This window comes from Agrococcus sp. Ld7, from assembly GCF_045064095.1.
Lineage (GTDB): Bacteria > Actinomycetota > Actinomycetes > Actinomycetales > Microbacteriaceae > Agrococcus.
On sequence record NZ_JBISGY010000021.1, the window covers coordinates 1 to 14,809 of the forward strand.

The following is a 14,809-nucleotide window of genomic DNA, read 5'->3' on the forward strand; positions in this document are numbered from 1 at the left end:
GCCCAGCTCGAACCACGCTATCGCCGCCTCGCGCTGCTCTTCAGACAGAGAACTTCTTCGATCCATACGACAACTCCCCGGAAGTCGGAACTGAGATTCTCAGTCCAACTTCCGGGGAGCAGTTCACCACCGGCCCGGGGCTTTCTTCGTGCGGTATCGGCAGCGGTGTGCGCGGCAGCGCGGTCGGCGCTGCTCACGCCTCCATCGAGAGCGTGGCGACAGTCTTGGACACCGTGTCGCCCTCCTTGTGGAGGAACACGATCTGGCCGAATCCGACGTGCGACCAGCCGTCGGTGTCGTCGGTCAGTGCCTCGGAGGCGAAGATGGCGCCTGTCGCCTCTCCCTCCTCGCACGTCTCGAACTCGTAGGTGGTCTCGTTCTTCTCGAAGTTGCGCCCCATCAGGAGGTACATCGGCTCCAGCAGCATCGACAGGTCGAAGTCGTCCGTGCCCGGGCCGGATTCGCGCAGCTGCTCCCAGTCGCCGGACGGATTCGTCTCGCCGTGCAGCCCCAGACCGGCGTTGACACCGATGATGCGATTCGCGGACACCAGCGACAGCTTCAGCTTGGTCAGGCCAGGGAGGCTGAGATCCGCCATCGCCTTGGCGATCAGCTGGATCATCCGCTCGACCGCACGCTGCACGTCCTCGTCGCTGTCACCCTCGAGCAGTGAGAGCAACAGCACGGAGAGGAACTCCGTGTCGGTCGAGCCCCGCATCTGCTGCAGGTAGTCGTCTGAGCAGTGCTGCAGGAGCTCCCGCTGCAGGAGCTGCCAGTTGGGCAGGTAGCCGTTCTGGGCGATGATCCAGGGGCTCCCGGTGAACGAGAAGGGGTGGCAGTTCTCGTCCGCCAGCACGACCTTCGCGTCGTAGGCAGCCGCCCTGACGTGGGCAAGCATCGTGTGGGCGCGCAGGCTCGGAACGATGTGCGGGAGGTTGTCGTCGTAGAAGGCCGCCATGGGCCGGTGGTAGATGAGCGGCTCCTCCGGGTTGTGCAGGTGCTCGCTCCATGCGCCGAACCCCCACCCGGCCAGCTGCAGCTCCGGGTGGCGCTCAGGGTCGAGCGCTTGGTTGACCAGGCTGTTCGTCGGCGTGAGGAGCAGCTGCTCCAGCGGGGTCTCCGGTCCGATGAACGCGAGCACTCGGCACATAGGTTTCCTCCACGGACGGTCGCTTGGGCATGACGCTCGACAGCCTATGGCCCGAGCAGCGCTCGCCTTGCCGCTCACGGGGTTCGGTGGACCCCGTGGATCACCCGTGGACGCCGTCGCCCACCCGCGCGATCATGGTGCGATGAGCAAGGCAGATGCCGTCGGCGGCCCGGCCGTGCCGGCGCGGCCGCTGCGGTACGCCATCAACGTCACGCTCGATGGCTGCGTGCACCACGAGGCGGGGAGCCCTCCGGGCGAGGAGTCGATGCGCTTCTGGACGGCGGAGCTCGAACGAGCGGATGCGCTGCTCTACGGGCGAGTGACCTACGAGCTGATGGAGTCGGCCTGGCGACGCCCCGCCTCGGGTGCGTGGCCGGACTGGATGGAGTCGTGGGAGCTGCCGTTCGCCGAGGCGATCGATCGCACCAGGAAGCACGTCGTCTCGAGCACGCTCCGCGGCGTCGACTGGAACGCCGAGCTCGTGCGTGGCGAGCTGGGCCAGGCGGTCCGGCGACTCAAGGCGCAGCCCGGCAAGGGCCTCGCCACCGGGGGAGTGGCGCTCCCGCGAGCGCTCGCCGATAAGGGGCTGATCGACGAGTACGTGTTCGTCGTGCAGCCGGTGCTCGCCGGGCACGGACCCCGGCTGCTCGACGACCTGCATGCGCGCATCCGGCTTGAGCTCGTGGATCGGAACGAGTTCCGCTCTGGCGCGGTCGCGCTGCGCTACCGACCCGTGCAGGCAGGTTCAGGAGACTCCCCGCCTGCAGCCATCGGCGACGTGTAGCGTCGTCGCCATCGGCGCCGTTGCCGATGGAAGATATGCGAATGCAGGTGGATTCGTGCATGCCGGCGGATCCAGCAACGAAGGAGGCCGCATGAGTATCAACGACGACGACATCACCACCACGACCGGATCCGGCGGGGAGGGCACCGCTGATGGCGGCGCGAACCCCGACGGCCACGATGGTGGCGCGGATGGCAGCGCCTCGCAGGGCGAGGGCACTGCCGATGGCGGCGCGAACCCCGACGGCCACGATGGTGGCGCGGATGGCAGCGCCTCGCAGGGCGAGGGCACTGCCGATGGCGGGGCCAACCCCGACGGCCACGACGGCGGCGCGGACGGCTCGGCTTGACGCCTCACGCACAGCGCGGGTCGGGTGACCGGCCCGCGCTCTCCCGTCTCACCGGCGTGTCCGCCGAGGCGTTCGCCGAGCAGCACTGGGGACAGCGGCCGCTGCTGAGCACGGTCGCGCAGCGGGGCGAGGGCTTCTCCGACCTGTTCAGCCTCGACGCCGTCGACGAGCTGGTCGCCGACCGTGCGGTGCGCACCCCGTTCGTGCGGATGGCCCGCGAGGGGGCGGTGCTCGCCCCAGCCCGGTACACGTCCGGCGGCGGATACGGCGCCGAGGTCGCCGATCAGCTGGACTCGGCGAAGGTGCTCAGCGAGCTCGCCGACGGCTCGACGCTCGTGCTGCAGGGACTGCATCGCACCTGGCCGGCGCTCGCCGAGTTCATCCGGCAGCTGGACGCCGACCTGGGCCGCAGCTGCCAGGCCAACGCCTACATCACGCCGGCATCCTCGCGCGGGTTCGACCCGCACTACGACGTGCACGACGTGTTCGTCATGCAGGTCCACGGCGAGAAGGCGTGGACGATCCACGACCCGGTGCACCCGGATCCGCTGCCAGGGCAGCCGTGGTCCGACCATCGCGACGCGGTCGCCGAGCGCGCCGCGGGCGCGCCTCATCTCCAGCAGACGCTGGCGCCAGGCGACGTGCTCTACCTGCCGCGCGGCTGGATCCACTCGGCGACCGCGCTTGGCGGCACCTCGATCCACGTCACGATCGGGATCTCCAGCCGCACCCGCTACGACGTCGCGCGCGAACTGCTCGCCGAGCTCGCGGGCAGTGCGAGCCTGCGGCGATCGCTGCCGCTCGGCGCGAGCGAGCCGGGCTCGGATGCCGCGCGCGACGAAGTCGAAGCGACGATCGCCGAGCTCACCGCGGGCCTTGCCGCCCCAGCGCTCATCGATGCGGTCGCCACGCGTCTCGGTGCGTCGCGCAGCCCGGCGCGTGCCGCCCCCATCCGGCCGCTCGCCACGATCGACGCGCTCGGAGCGCTCGACGCGCACACGCTCCTGGCGTGGCGCCCGGGGCTCCAGGCACGGATCGCGACCGACGGCACCGATGTTCGCATCGAGCTGGGTTCGACGACCGTGACGCTGCCGGCCGAGGCGGCCGAGGCGCTCGGTGCGCTGCATCGCGGCGACGCCTGGGAGGCTGGGAGCCTGCCTGGCCTCGACGAGGCATCCTCGCTCGTGGTCGCGCGTCGGCTGCTCCGGGAAGCGATCCTGGTGCTCGCGTGACCAACGCAGCAGCTCGGCAGGCGGCGCGCTCGGCGCCGGGCGCCTGGCAGCCGTGCAGCGATCGGTCGCTCGAGCGCGGTGACCCGCTTGCCGGCACGAGCGGCTTCGGCGAGCGCTGGTTCCTCGTCGAGGTCGATGGCTCCTGGGGCGACCATGCGCTGCTGCAGTCCCGGCTCGAACCCGGGCTCGCCCGTCGCCTGGTGCGGCGCATCGAGGGTGCCGGCATGCGGCCGCTCGCCATCCGCCGGCCGGGCCGCCGTGCCGACGAGCGCCGGGCGCAGCACGTGTGGCGCTGGGCGATCGTGGATGCGCGCCCCGGCACGGAATCCACGCGATGGGGGCAGGTCGAGCAGCCCGAGCAGCTGCTGGACGTGCCGCTGGATGGCTCGACCGGCACGGCATCCGAGGCGCCCATCATCTGCGTGTGCACGCACGCCCGCCACGACCGATGCTGCGCGGTGCGCGGGCGGCCAGCGCTCGCGAGCCTGGTCGAGGCCTACCCCGACGAGACCTGGGAGTGCTCGCACCTGGGCGGTGACCGCTTCGCCGCCACGATGATGGTGTTCCCGCATGCGCTGCACTTCGGCCGGGTGCGCGCGGATGCCGCAGTCGGGATCGTGGACGCGTACCTGCGCGGGCACATCGAGCAGCGCTTCTTCCGGGGGCGCGCGTCGCTCCCGAACGTCGTGCAGGCCGCCTGCAGCCACGCGGCCGAAGCCACAGAGGACGACCGGATCGACGCCTTCACGCTGATCGATTCCACAGACGTGGATGGCGCCTGGACGGTGCGGCTCCGCCACGACGCCGCTGACGGCACTCCTGCCGAAGACGCGACACCCGGCACCACGGTGGTCACCGTCGAGCTGCAGGAGGCGCTCTCCGAACCGATCCTGAGCACGTGTGCTGCGACGATTCCCGCGCGAGTGCGCACCTTCACCCTGAGCGCCGTGACCGTCGCCGTGGACGAACGCGCGCCGGAGAGCCAAGATGGGGCGATGAGCGAGCGATACGAGGTAGGCGACCACGTCAGCTGGAACTCGGAGGCGGGCCGGGTCTCGGGCACGATCACGGCGGTGCACACGAGCGACTTCGACTACAAGGGTCATACGCGCCGCGCGAGCGACGATGAGCCGCAGTATGAGATCAAGAGCGACAAGACCGATCACATCGCCGCCCACAAGGGCTCGGCGCTCCGCAAGCTCCAGGGCTGACGCGGTGCACCCGCTTCTGCTGCACGCGACGCAGGCCGCGCCGCAGCGTCGCGCCGGTCAGCTGCCCGTCGCTCGCGTGTAGCGCAGCAGCAGCTCGTCGCCCGAGCGCAGCACGGCGGCGAGCGCCATGGCGGTCGGCGTCGCCCCAGCACTGCGAGCGATGCGGCCCGCGTCGCCACCCTCGAGCGTGGGGGCGAGCGTGAGGCAGAGCTCGTCGACGGCTCCTGCGGCGAGGAACGCGCCGAACACGCTCGGGCCGCCCTCGGCGTGGATGTGCTGCAGCCCGCGGGCGCTGAGGTCGTCGCGCACGCGCGTCGGATCGACATCCGTCTCGCCGACCGCGACGACGTCGGCCACGCGCGCGAGCGCCTTCCGGCGATCGGCAGGTGCAGCATCCACGGTGTAGACGACGGGGCGCACGGGCGCATCGGTGAACACCGTCGAGTCGGGGTCGAGCTCGAGCGATCGGGTCACGAGCGCGAAGACGGGCTGGTCCGGCAGCCCGTGCGCCGCGCGCCATGCCTCGTCTGCGGCATGCAGCCGCATGGGGCCGTAGCCCTCGGCGCGCACCGTGCCCGCGCCCACCAGCACGGCGTGCGCCGGTCTGCGCAGCAGGTCGAACACCCGGCGGTCGGCGGCGTCGCCCAGGCCGCCGGAGCGATCCTCGCGGGTCACCGCGCCGTCGAGGCTAGCGATGAAGTTCATGCGCAGCCACGAGCGGTCGGGCGGGAAGGCGTAGGTCTCGAGCAGCGAGGCGTCGTCGACGGCGCCGGCGGGCTCGGGCCACAGGCGGTCGATGGGCACGGTCGTGGAAGGGGGCATGATCGCTCAGACGTTGAGGGTCGGATGGGTGTTGTGCTCGAGCCGAGCTGGCGGTCGCAGCCCCAGGATCGCCTCGGTCATCCGCACGGCGTCCACGGACTGCGCGACGTCGTGCACCCGCACGATCCGGGCACCGGCGAGGATGCAGGCGGTCAGCGCCGCGAGCGAACCCGCGAGCCGCTCGTGCTTCGGGCGGTCGAGCGTCTCGCCGATGAAATCCTTGTTCGAGACCGCGACCAGCAGCGGCAGCCCCAGGCCGCCCAGCTCGTGCAGCCGGCGGGTGAGCTCGAGGGAGTGCAGGGTGTTCTTGTCGAGGTCATGGCCCGGGTCGATGATGATGCGGGAACGGGGGATGCCCGCGGCCTCCGCGCGGCCGACGCGCTCCTGCAGGAAGGCGCGCACCTCGTCGACCACGTCATCGAAGCGGGCAGGGGGCTTCTCCTGCCTGGGCGGGCCCACGCTGTGGGTGATGACGACGTGCGCGCCGCCCTCGGCGATGACGCCCGCCATTTCGGGGTCGGCGAGACCGCTGGTGTCGTTCACGACCGCGGCGCCCGCCCGGATCGCCGCGCGAGCGACGGCGGCGCGGTTGGTGTCGACCGAGATGACGGCGCCCGGCCGCACGGCCAGCACCGCCTCGACGACGGGCACGACCCGATCGATCTCGGCCTCGACGGAGACCGCCGGGCCGCGGCCGAAGGGCACGCCGCCGACGTCGACCCAGTCGGCGCCCAGCTCGATCGCCCGCAGCGCGTGCGCGACGGCGCGGTCGAGCGCGAAGGTCGCGCCCTGGTCGAAGAAGGAGTCGGGCGTGCGGTTGACGATCGCCATCACGACGATCCTGCGATCGAGGTCGAACTCGCGGCCGCCGATGCGGCGCGCGCTCACCGGCGGCTGCCGATGCTGTCGCGGATCGCGTCGGACGCATCCCAGTCGTTCGCGTGCATGGCGGCGACCACCGTGCCGCCGCGCACCCAGAAGGCGCGGAAGGCATCGCCCGCCAGCACATCCGTGGAGCCCTCGATGTCCACCCGGTCGTAGCCGTCGGGCCCGACGCTGCCGACGTACTCCATGCCGAGGTCGTACTGGTCGGTGAAGAAGTAGGGGAGGCGCTCGTAGGGCTCGTCGGCCCCGGCCAGGTTGCGAGCGGCGACCTTCGCCTGCTCGATCGCCGTATCCCAGTGCTCCACGCGGATGCGCCTGCCGAGCACCGGGTGGTCGTGGTTGGCGATGTCGCCGATCGCCAGCACCCGCGGATCGGAGGTGCGCAGCATCGCGTCGACGAGCACGCCCCCGCCCTGCTCGCGAGTGGCGATCTCGAGCCCGGCCGATGCCGCGAGCTCCACGTCGGGGGTGACGCCGATCGCGGCGATGCGCACGTCCGCGTCGGCGAGATCCGCAGGCGTCACCGTGGTGCTCAGGCGCAGATCGACGCCGTGACCGCGGTGCAGGTCGGCGAAGACCGTGGCGACCTCGGGCCCCAGCACGCGCTCGAGCGGCAGGGCGGCGGTCTCGAACACGGTCACGTCGGAGCCCGCCTCGCGGGCTGCTGCCGCCACCTCCAGGCCGATCCACCCGGCACCGACGATCGCCACCTTGGTGCCGGATCGGAACGCCTCCTTGAGCCGCGTGCTGTCCTCGACGGAGCGGAGCGTCAGGAACTCGCCGACGTCGTCGCCCATGTCGAGCTGACGAGCAGTGGCTCCGGTGGCGAGCAGCAGGGCGTCGTAGCTGACCTCGGCCGATGGCCCGCCGCCGGCCGGCTCGAGGCGCACGATGCGGCGCTCGCGGTCGATGGCGGTCGCGCGGGTGCCGAGCCGCAGGTCGATGTCGTGCTCGAGGTACCAGGGCTGCTCGTGGACGAGCGCCGAGTCGAACGCGTCCTTGCCGAGCAGGTAGCCCTTCGATAGCGGCGGCCGCTCGTAGGGCGGCGTCGGTTCGGCGCCGACCAGCACGATCTCGCCGTCGTAGCCCTGCGCGCGCAACTCGGTCGCAGCGGTCGCGCCTGCCAGACCTGCCCCGATGATGACGATGCTCATGACACCGACCCTTCTGCAAGGCCCGGTCATACGAGGCCCGGCCGTCCTTCGATCGAACACCCGAAGCATCGTTCCGTCAATGAAACGGCGCGTCAGAGCACGAGCGGCAGCAGCGAGACGAGCAAGGCGGCCAGGCCGAGGGCCGTCAGCACCCCGCCGACGAGCAGCAGCAGGCGCTCCGCGGCGCGGGGGCCCGACAGTCGCATGCGCGAGGGGTGTCGGTCGCTCACCTGCGCATCCTGCTCGTCCGCGTCGTCGAGTCGTAGCTGCTCGTTCCTCGAGAGCATGCGCTCGTGGAACCCACCGCCGGCGTACCAGCGGGCGCGCGCCCGGTCGCCGACCGGCACGACGGCGATGCGTGTCGGCGACCAGGTGCCGCCGGATGCGCGCAGCAGAGAGCCCGCGAGCAGCAGCGGGATGCCGGGCACGAGGCAGAGCCAGGACATGAGCTCACCGATGCCGGCGGCTGCGTCGATCGGCTGCACGGCTCAACGGTAGCGGCGCCTGACCGACGTGGCCATCAGGCGACGACCCTGCGAACGAAATCGCGGGGTGGCATGACCAGCCGCCCGTGCCAGGCGGGCCCCAGATCGAGGAGATCATGGTCGCTGGTCACGATGATGAGCGCGTCGACCGCGGAGTCCTTCGCGAGCGCGACGATGAGGTTGTCCTCGTAGTCTGCGACGCCATGGTGCAGCGCGACCGGCTCGATGACCGCACCGCCGGAGAAGTCGCACATCTCCGTGACTGCGGCGACGAACGCCTCGATGGTCGATTCGCTCTGCCCGACGTTGCGCATGACGCGAGCGATGTTCCGCAGGATGTGGGGAGAGGTGAACAAGCGGAAGCGCGCCGTGAACGCGAGCGAAACGGCGTCTGCGGCCGGGTTGGCCGTCGTCGGCGGGACCTCGGGGAGCAGCGGCCAACTGCCATCGTCACCGAGGATGTAGTCGAGGTAGATGTTGACGTCGAAGACGACCGCGGTCGCCGGGTCGATCACGAGGAGGCGGACTCTCGGATGAGCTCCAGTACCTCGTCGGTGGAGTAGCGCCGCCCTCCACGCTCGGTTCTCGCCTGCTCTCGAATCGCGTGAAGCCGCTCGACTCGGAGCCGGGACTGATACTCGCGAACGGCGAGGCGCAGGAACTCGCTACGGTTTCCGTGCCCGAAGTGCTGCACGACCTCGTCGAGGGCTGGGCGCAGGTCGTCTGAAACGGCGATGCCGACTGTCTTTGCGCTCATCTGTCCTCCAGTTGCCTATCCATAATCAACGCACTTCACCCTAGCGATCCGGGTGCTGCGCCACAACGGTTCGATCTCGTCGAGTACCGGAGCACAGATCAGCCGCCCGGCTGCACCGCATCCTTGTCGCGCAGGATCGCCGGCAGCACGATGTGCGCGTCGGGGATCATGCCCGGCGTCACCCGCTGGCGGAAGATCCAGTAGCTCCACGCCTGGTAGGCGAGGATGATCGGCAGGCTGACAGCCACGACGATCGTCATGACGCCGAGCGTGTAGGGGCCGCTGGCCGCGTTCATGAGCGTCAGGTCGAAGGCCGGATCGATCGTCGAGGGCAGCACCCGCGGGAACATGCCGGCGAAGATCGCCGCCGTGCCGAACAGGCCGAAGCCCGCGTAGCCGGTGAAGGCGAGGCCCTCCTTGCGGCGACGAGCCTGGACGATGCCGAATGCCGCGGCGGCGACCGCGAGCACGACGGCCGCCCAGGAGACCGCATTCCCGCCGTGCTCGAGCTGCACCCAGATGGCCCACACGGCAGCCGGCACCAGGCACAGCGGTGCCCAGCGGGCCGCGAAGACCGCCGAGCGCTCGCGCACGGGTCCGTCGGCCTTCAGCGCGAGGAAGGTCGCGGAGTGCGCGAGCGAGAAGCCCACGACCGCGAGCCCACCGAGGATCGCCGGCGCCGTCAGCCAGACGAACGGTCCGCCGACGCGGTCGCCGTTCGCGTCGATCGGCAGGCCGAGCGAGGTGAGCGTGAGCATGGCGCCGATGCAGAAGGCGGCGATGAGGGAGCCGACGCCGATGCCCGCCGTCCAGAGCTCCCGCCAGCGCTCGGTGTGCACCTTGCCGCGCCACTCGATCGAGACGGCGCGCACGATGAGGCCGACAAGCGCAATCGTGAGCGGCAGGTAGAGGGTCGAGAACAGCGATGCGTACCAGAGCGGGAAGGCGGCGAACGTGCCGGCGCCCGCGGTGATCAGCCACACCTCGTTGCCGTCCCAGACGGGGCCGATGGTGTTGAGCATGACGCGACGCTCGCGCTCGTCGCGGGTGCTGAACAGCATCCGCATGCCGACGCCGAGATCGAACCCCTCCAGCAGCAGGTAGCCGATCCACAGCGCGGCGATGATGACGAACCAGGTGACGGCAAGCGGTTCCATGATGGCTCCTTGGATGCTCTGGCGGCTCAGTACGCGAACGACAGCACGTCGTGGTCGCCGCCCGGTCGGTCGGGATCGTCGTGCTCGTCGTGCTTGGGTGCGAGCTCCGGCATGGCGCTCGCGACACCGCCGCGCACGTAGGTCACGAGCAGGCCGAGCTCCACCACCATCAGCGCCGCGTACACGGCCGTCAGCGTGATGACGGAGAAGAGCATCTCGCCAGCGGTGACGCCGCCGGAGACCGCCGCGGCCGTGAACATGAACACGCCGTCGATGCCAGAGGGGTCGGGGTTCGGGGCGACAACGAAGGGCTGGCGGCCGATCTCGGTGAAGATCCAGCCGGCGATGTTGCCCGCGAAGGGCGCGAGGATGCCGAGGATGGCCAGGCGCATGATCCAGGGCGATCGCGGCACCGTCCCCTGACGGGTCAGCCACAGCGCGACCAGCGCGCCGAAGGCCGTGATGCCGCCCAGGCCGATCATGAGGCGGAAGCCCCAGTAGGTGACCCACATCGGCGGCACGTACTGCACGTCGGTGCCTGCGAGCTCGCCGTAGATCGCCTCGTTCGGCACGGTCTCGCCGTACTGGTTCTGGTACTGCACCTCGAGGTCGGAGATGCCGGGCATGTCGGCGCCCCACTCGCCGGTGCCGAGGAATCCCAGCAGGCCCGGGATCTCGATGAGCGTGACCACCTGCGTGCAGTCAGTCGCGCCCGGGTCGCCGATGGAGAGGATCGAGAACGACGAGCCCGTGTGACAGGCGGCCTCGGCGGAGGCCATCTTCATCGGCTGCTGCTCGTACATGAGCTTGGCCTGCCAGTCACCGGTGAGCCCGGTGCCGCCGAAGGCCACGATGGCCATGACCGCTCCGAAGCGCAGCGACCACAGCCAGACGCCGTGGTCGGCCTTGTCCCGGCCGACGACGCTCGGCGCCTCACCGACGACGACGCGACCTGGCGCATCCGTCAGTCGGCCGAGGAGGCCGCCGCGCCGGGCGCCGGCGTCGAGGGCGACCACGGTGTCGATGCCGTCGTGGCGCCGCCGCCACAGGTGGTACCAGCTGATGCCGATGAGGAACATGCCGGCGACGATGAGCGCGCCGAAGATGGTGTGCGTGACGGCGGCGAGCGCGGTGCTGTTGGTGAGCACCGCCCACACGTCGGTCATCACGGGGCGGCCATCGATGAGCTCGACGCCGACGGGGTGCTGCATCCACGAGTTGGCGACGATGATGAAGTAGGCCGAGAGCCATGAGCCGATCACCGCGCACCACAGCGCCGCGAGGTGCAGGCTCTTGCGCAAGCGGCCCCAGCCGAAGATCCAGATGCCGAGGAAGGTCGATTCGGCGAAGAACGCCAGCAGCCCCTCGAGCGCGAGCGGGGCGCCGAAGACGTCGCCCACGAAGCGGGAGTACTCGCTCCAGGCCATGCCGAACTGGAACTCCTGCACCAGGCCCGTCGCGACGCCGAGGATGAAGTTGATCAGGTAGAGCTTGCCCCAGAACTTCACCATGCGCAGGAACTTCTCGTCGCCGGTGCGCACCCAGAGCGACTGCATGATGGCGATCGCCATGCCGAGCCCCAGGGTGAGGGGCACGAGCATGAAGTGGTAGACGGTGGTGATGCCGAACTGCCATCTGGCGATGTCGAGAACGTCCACGCCGGAACTCCTTCGCGAGCCTGATCGGCGGTGGTGGCCGCCACCCCCAATTCTACATGACGTAGAACTACTTCGACACGGGTGCGAAGCAGTTCGACTGCCGGCAGAATCACGGGCAGCGGCATCCGTGAGGATGCCCTGCCTCGACGCTCGAGGCACGCAGGATGGTTTCGGAGGTGGCGCATGAGCACGCTCGGCGAGTTGGAGCGCGCGGTCATGGATGCCGTCTGGGATGCACCCGCGCCGCTGACCGCGTATGACGTTCAGGCTCTGCTGCAGGAGCGCGGCCGCGCACTTGCGGCCACCACGCTGCTGACGGTGCTGTCGCGGCTGGAGAAGAAGGGCTTCGTCTCCTCCGAGCGCACCGCGCGCCCGTACCGCTACGCGTCCGTTGCCTCTCGCGCCGACCACGTGGCGGAGCTCATGCACGAGGTGCTGGGCGAATCGCGCGACCGCATGGCGGTGCTCGAGCGCTTCGTCGGCAGCGTCTCGGATGAGGACGCCGAGGTGCTGCGTCGGCTCCTGCGCGACGCGAGCTGACGGCGGCCGTGATCGGGGTGCTGCCGGCCGCGAGTGCGCCCGACGGCGTGCTCGTCATGCCGCAGCTGGTGGTGCCGCAGCTGGTGGTGCCGGTGGGCGCACTCGTGTGGGCCGCGGCGATGCTGTGGCTGGCGTCGCTGCTGCTGGCCTGGCCGGTGCCGGTGTGGCTGGCGCGCGCCGAGTGGCCGATGCGCTCGCCGGTTGCGGCGCTGCTCGTGTGGCAGGGGGTGGGGCTCGCCGGTGGCATGTCGATGATCGGAGCGCTCGCGCTCACGGGGCTCGCGGCCTGGCCGCAGCAGCCGTGGCTGGCGCTCATCCCCGCAGGGCTGCTGGCGCTGTACCTGCTCACGCACCTCGCCGTCACGATCGTGCAGGTCACCCGGCAGCGGCACCGGCACCTGGCGCTGCTCGACATGCTGACGGCGCCGCACCCGACCAGGGCGCGCACGCGCGTGCTCGACGACGCGGTGCCGGTCGCCTACTGCCTGCCGCGCGGAGTGAGCTCGGTGACGGTGCTGTCGCAAGGGCTGCTGGATCGGCTGGACGCCGACGAGCTCGTGGCCGTGATCGCGCATGAGCGCGCGCATGTGGAGCAGCGGCACGACATCCTGCTGCTCGCGTTCCGCGCCTGGCGCTCTGCGCTGCCGTGGTTCCCGGTCGCGGCGCTCGCCGACACGGAGGTCGCGGCCCTCGTCGAGATGCTCGCCGACGACCACGCCCGGCGCGAGGTGCGCGATCCCGTGCTCGCCCGAGCGATCCTGCAGGTCGGCGCGCACGGGGTGCCGGGGGCAGAGCCCGACACCGCGACCGCAGGCTCGACCCGCGGCAGCGACCGCTTCCGCCGGCTCGCGCCGTAGCAACGACCGCTACCGCCGGCTCGCGCGTGGCCGGCGCCACGCGCACATGTCGCGTCTCGCTCGTGGACCCGCTCGTCAACCGACTCCTTGGTCTGGCAGGCGAAGCATTGAGTTCTGAGACCAGGCGCTCGGTTGAAGAACGGGGCGGTCAGGGGAGGGTGACGACGGCGTCGGTCGGGTGGCGGTCGGCCTCGCGGTGCGAGACGAGCACGACGACGCGGTCGGCCGTCGCGGCACGCGCGTCGGCCATCATGGCCGCGGCCGTGGGGGCGTCGAGGTGGGCGGTGGGCTCGTCGAGCAGGATCACGTCGGCCCGCGTCAGCAGCGCGCGGGCGACAGCGAGCCGCTGGCGCTCGCCGCCCGAGAGCGCGGAGCCCCCTGCGCCGACGCGGGTGTCGAGACCGTCGGCGAGCGTGCCGAGCAGCGGTGCGAGGCCGGAGCGCTCGAGCGTGGCACGCAGCGCGCGCTCGTCGGGCGCGTCGGCGCGGGAACGCGCGAGCAACAGGTTGCCGCGCAGGGTGGAGTCGAACACGTAGGCATCCTGCGGGCACCATGCGACCTTCGTGCGCCACTCGTGCTCGTCGAACTCGGTCAACGGCGTGCCTTCGGCGCGGATGTCGCCGCGCTCGACCGGCAGCGCCCCCATGATCGCCGAGAGCAGCGTCGACTTGCCGGAGCCCGATGGGCCGTCGAGCACGAGCCAGCGCGTCGCCGTGGCCGCTCCGTCGACGTGCGTCACCGCCGCGTGCGGCATGCCCGGATAGCGCACGGCGACGCCGCAAAGCTCCACAGCGGTGACCGGTGATGCCGGCGTGGTCTCGCCCCAATCGGGCCGTGGTGCCGGCCGCAGCACGGGCCCCAGCCTCGCGAGCACTGCGCGCAGTGCGGGGATCCGGTGCACGGCGCCGACCAGATCCGTGAGCGGCTCCAGCAGCGCGAGCGACAGCAGTGCAATGACGGCAGCGCCCTCGGCGGAGAGCTCGGGAGCGAGCACGGGCACCAGGAAGGCCAGGGTGCTCGCGGCTGCCGTCACGATCGCCGCGCCGAGCCCCGCGGCCCACGCCGCGCGCCGCTCGGCGCTCGCAAGCCGCTCGGCTGCCTCGTCCAGCTGGGTGAGCGCGACGACGGCCACGCCGTTGGCGCGGAGATCGGGGGAGGCGGAGGCAAGGGCTGCCGTACCCCGGACGAGCTCGGAGCGGGCGGCAACGCGGTCGCTCCCGGCGCCGCGCTCGGCGGCGATCGCAGCGGCGGTGGCGAACGCGGTCGCGAGCACCAGCACGAGTGCCACGATCACGGTGAGCTGCGGTGCGACGAAGGCCGTGGTGACGATAGTGCCCGCGATCACGACAGCACCCACGCCGATCTGCGGCAGCACGCGCGGCAGCTGATCGCGCAGGTCGTCGGCGAGCGTCACCAGGTAGTCGAGGGGCGCACCGCCCTCGAGCAGCCGTCGTGAGCCGGCGCCGCGCGCGGCGATCGCGCGCCACAGGCGGAGCCGCAGGTCGTCGACCACGCGGAACGCGGCGTCGTGCGTCACGAGCCGGTCGGCATAGCGGCCGACCGAGCGGAAGATGCCGAACGCGCGCACGCCCACGATCGCGACCATCAGCACCATGATGTGCTCCTCGATGGTGGCGCGCACGATCAGCCATCCGGAGACGGCGGTGAGCGCGAGGCCCATCGCGACGGCGATCGAGGCGAGCGAGATGGAAGCGAGCCAGCTGCCGAGGTGGGGGCGGAGGAGGGTGCGGAGCTTGAGGCGGGGGGT

At 71.2% G+C, this 14,809-nt stretch carries 16 protein-coding genes and 1 pseudogene; 8 read left to right on the forward strand and 9 right to left on the reverse strand.

Translation table 11 applies throughout. The features are described from left to right. Positions 1-193: 193 nt before the first annotated feature. Complete coding sequence (locus ACJJVL_RS03470) at positions 194-1,150, reverse strand: class II glutamine amidotransferase (protein ID WP_405216923.1); 957 nt, start codon at positions 1,148-1,150, stop codon at positions 194-196. Positions 1,151-1,292: 142 nt separating this feature from the next. On the opposite strand from ACJJVL_RS03470, the gene ACJJVL_RS03475 reads away from it, so the two are divergent. From ACJJVL_RS03475 to ACJJVL_RS03495, 5 genes and pseudogenes are all read left to right on the forward strand, one after another. Next, complete coding sequence (locus tag ACJJVL_RS03475; RefSeq protein WP_405216924.1) at positions 1,293-1,934, forward strand: dihydrofolate reductase family protein; 642 nt, start codon at positions 1,293-1,295, stop codon at positions 1,932-1,934. Positions 1,935-2,025: 91 nt separating this feature from the next. Continuing rightward, the gene (locus ACJJVL_RS03480) at positions 2,026-2,283 is read left to right on the forward strand and encodes a BatC protein (protein WP_405216925.1); all 258 of its coding nucleotides are present in this window, start codon (positions 2,026-2,028) and stop codon (positions 2,281-2,283) included. Beyond that, positions 2,280-3,515 carry a cupin domain-containing protein gene (locus ACJJVL_RS03485; RefSeq protein ID WP_405216926.1) on the forward strand — a complete coding sequence of 412 codons (1,236 nt, stop codon included), beginning with the start codon at positions 2,280-2,282 and terminating at the stop codon, positions 3,513-3,515. Before ACJJVL_RS03480 ends, ACJJVL_RS03485 begins: the two co-directional genes overlap by 4 nt. A gap of 224 nt (positions 3,516-3,739) precedes the next feature. Beyond that, positions 3,740-4,168, forward strand: a pseudogene (locus ACJJVL_RS03490) (sucrase ferredoxin); the annotation flags it as partial. A gap of 342 nt (positions 4,169-4,510) precedes the next feature. Continuing rightward, complete coding sequence (locus ACJJVL_RS03495) at positions 4,511-4,726, forward strand: DUF2945 domain-containing protein (protein ID WP_405216938.1); 216 nt, start codon at positions 4,511-4,513, stop codon at positions 4,724-4,726. 57 nt (positions 4,727-4,783) lie between these two features. On the opposite strand, the gene ACJJVL_RS03500 is transcribed toward ACJJVL_RS03495, so the two are convergent. The 5 genes from ACJJVL_RS03500 to ACJJVL_RS03520 form a co-directional block, all read right to left on the reverse strand. Beyond that, on the reverse strand, positions 4,784-5,548 hold the full coding sequence (locus ACJJVL_RS03500; protein ID WP_405216927.1) for a pyrimidine reductase family protein: 765 nt from the start codon (positions 5,546-5,548) through the stop codon (positions 4,784-4,786). 6 nt (positions 5,549-5,554) lie between these two features. Then, positions 5,555-6,436 carry a dihydropteroate synthase gene (gene folP, locus ACJJVL_RS03505; RefSeq protein ID WP_405216928.1) on the reverse strand — a complete coding sequence of 294 codons (882 nt, stop codon included), beginning with the start codon at positions 6,434-6,436 and terminating at the stop codon, positions 5,555-5,557. After that, positions 6,433-7,587, reverse strand: a complete 1,155-nt coding sequence (locus tag ACJJVL_RS03510; protein WP_405216929.1) for an NAD(P)/FAD-dependent oxidoreductase — start codon at positions 7,585-7,587, stop codon at positions 6,433-6,435. Before ACJJVL_RS03510 ends, folP begins: the two co-directional genes overlap by 4 nt. 92 nt (positions 7,588-7,679) lie before the next feature. After that, entirely contained in the window at positions 7,680-8,072 is a 393-nt protein-coding gene (locus ACJJVL_RS03515; RefSeq protein ID WP_405216930.1) for a hypothetical protein, read from the reverse strand. 35 nt (positions 8,073-8,107) lie between these two features. Beyond that, the gene (locus tag ACJJVL_RS03520; protein WP_405216931.1) at positions 8,108-8,587 is read right to left on the reverse strand and encodes a putative toxin-antitoxin system toxin component, PIN family; all 480 of its coding nucleotides are present in this window, start codon (positions 8,585-8,587) and stop codon (positions 8,108-8,110) included. Between the two features lie 89 nt (positions 8,588-8,676). On the opposite strand from ACJJVL_RS03520, the gene ACJJVL_RS03525 reads away from it, so the two are divergent. After that, complete coding sequence (locus ACJJVL_RS03525) at positions 8,677-8,799, forward strand: hypothetical protein (protein ID WP_405216932.1); 123 nt, start codon at positions 8,677-8,679, stop codon at positions 8,797-8,799. Positions 8,800-8,927: 128 nt separating this feature from the next. On the opposite strand, the gene cydB is transcribed toward ACJJVL_RS03525, so the two are convergent. Next, a complete protein-coding gene (gene cydB, locus ACJJVL_RS03530; protein WP_405216933.1) occupies positions 8,928-9,986 on the reverse strand; it encodes a cytochrome d ubiquinol oxidase subunit II in 1,059 nt (352 codons plus the stop codon). Between the two features lie 26 nt (positions 9,987-10,012). Continuing rightward, entirely contained in the window at positions 10,013-11,644 is a 1,632-nt protein-coding gene (locus ACJJVL_RS03535; RefSeq protein WP_405216934.1) for a cytochrome ubiquinol oxidase subunit I, read from the reverse strand. A 183-nt stretch (positions 11,645-11,827) separates the two neighbouring features. Here ACJJVL_RS03535 and ACJJVL_RS03540 point away from each other — a divergent pair, with 183 nt between their 5' ends. After that, the gene (locus ACJJVL_RS03540) at positions 11,828-12,184 is read left to right on the forward strand and encodes a BlaI/MecI/CopY family transcriptional regulator (protein ID WP_405216935.1); all 357 of its coding nucleotides are present in this window, start codon (positions 11,828-11,830) and stop codon (positions 12,182-12,184) included. 8 nt (positions 12,185-12,192) lie between these two features. Then, a complete protein-coding gene (locus tag ACJJVL_RS03545) occupies positions 12,193-13,041 on the forward strand; it encodes a M56 family metallopeptidase (RefSeq protein ID WP_405216936.1) in 849 nt (282 codons plus the stop codon). 148 nt (positions 13,042-13,189) lie between these two features. On the opposite strand, the gene cydC is transcribed toward ACJJVL_RS03545, so the two are convergent. Next, positions 13,190-14,809: thiol reductant ABC exporter subunit CydC (gene cydC, locus ACJJVL_RS03550; RefSeq protein WP_405216937.1), on the reverse strand; the 1,620-nt coding region annotated here is incomplete at its 5' end.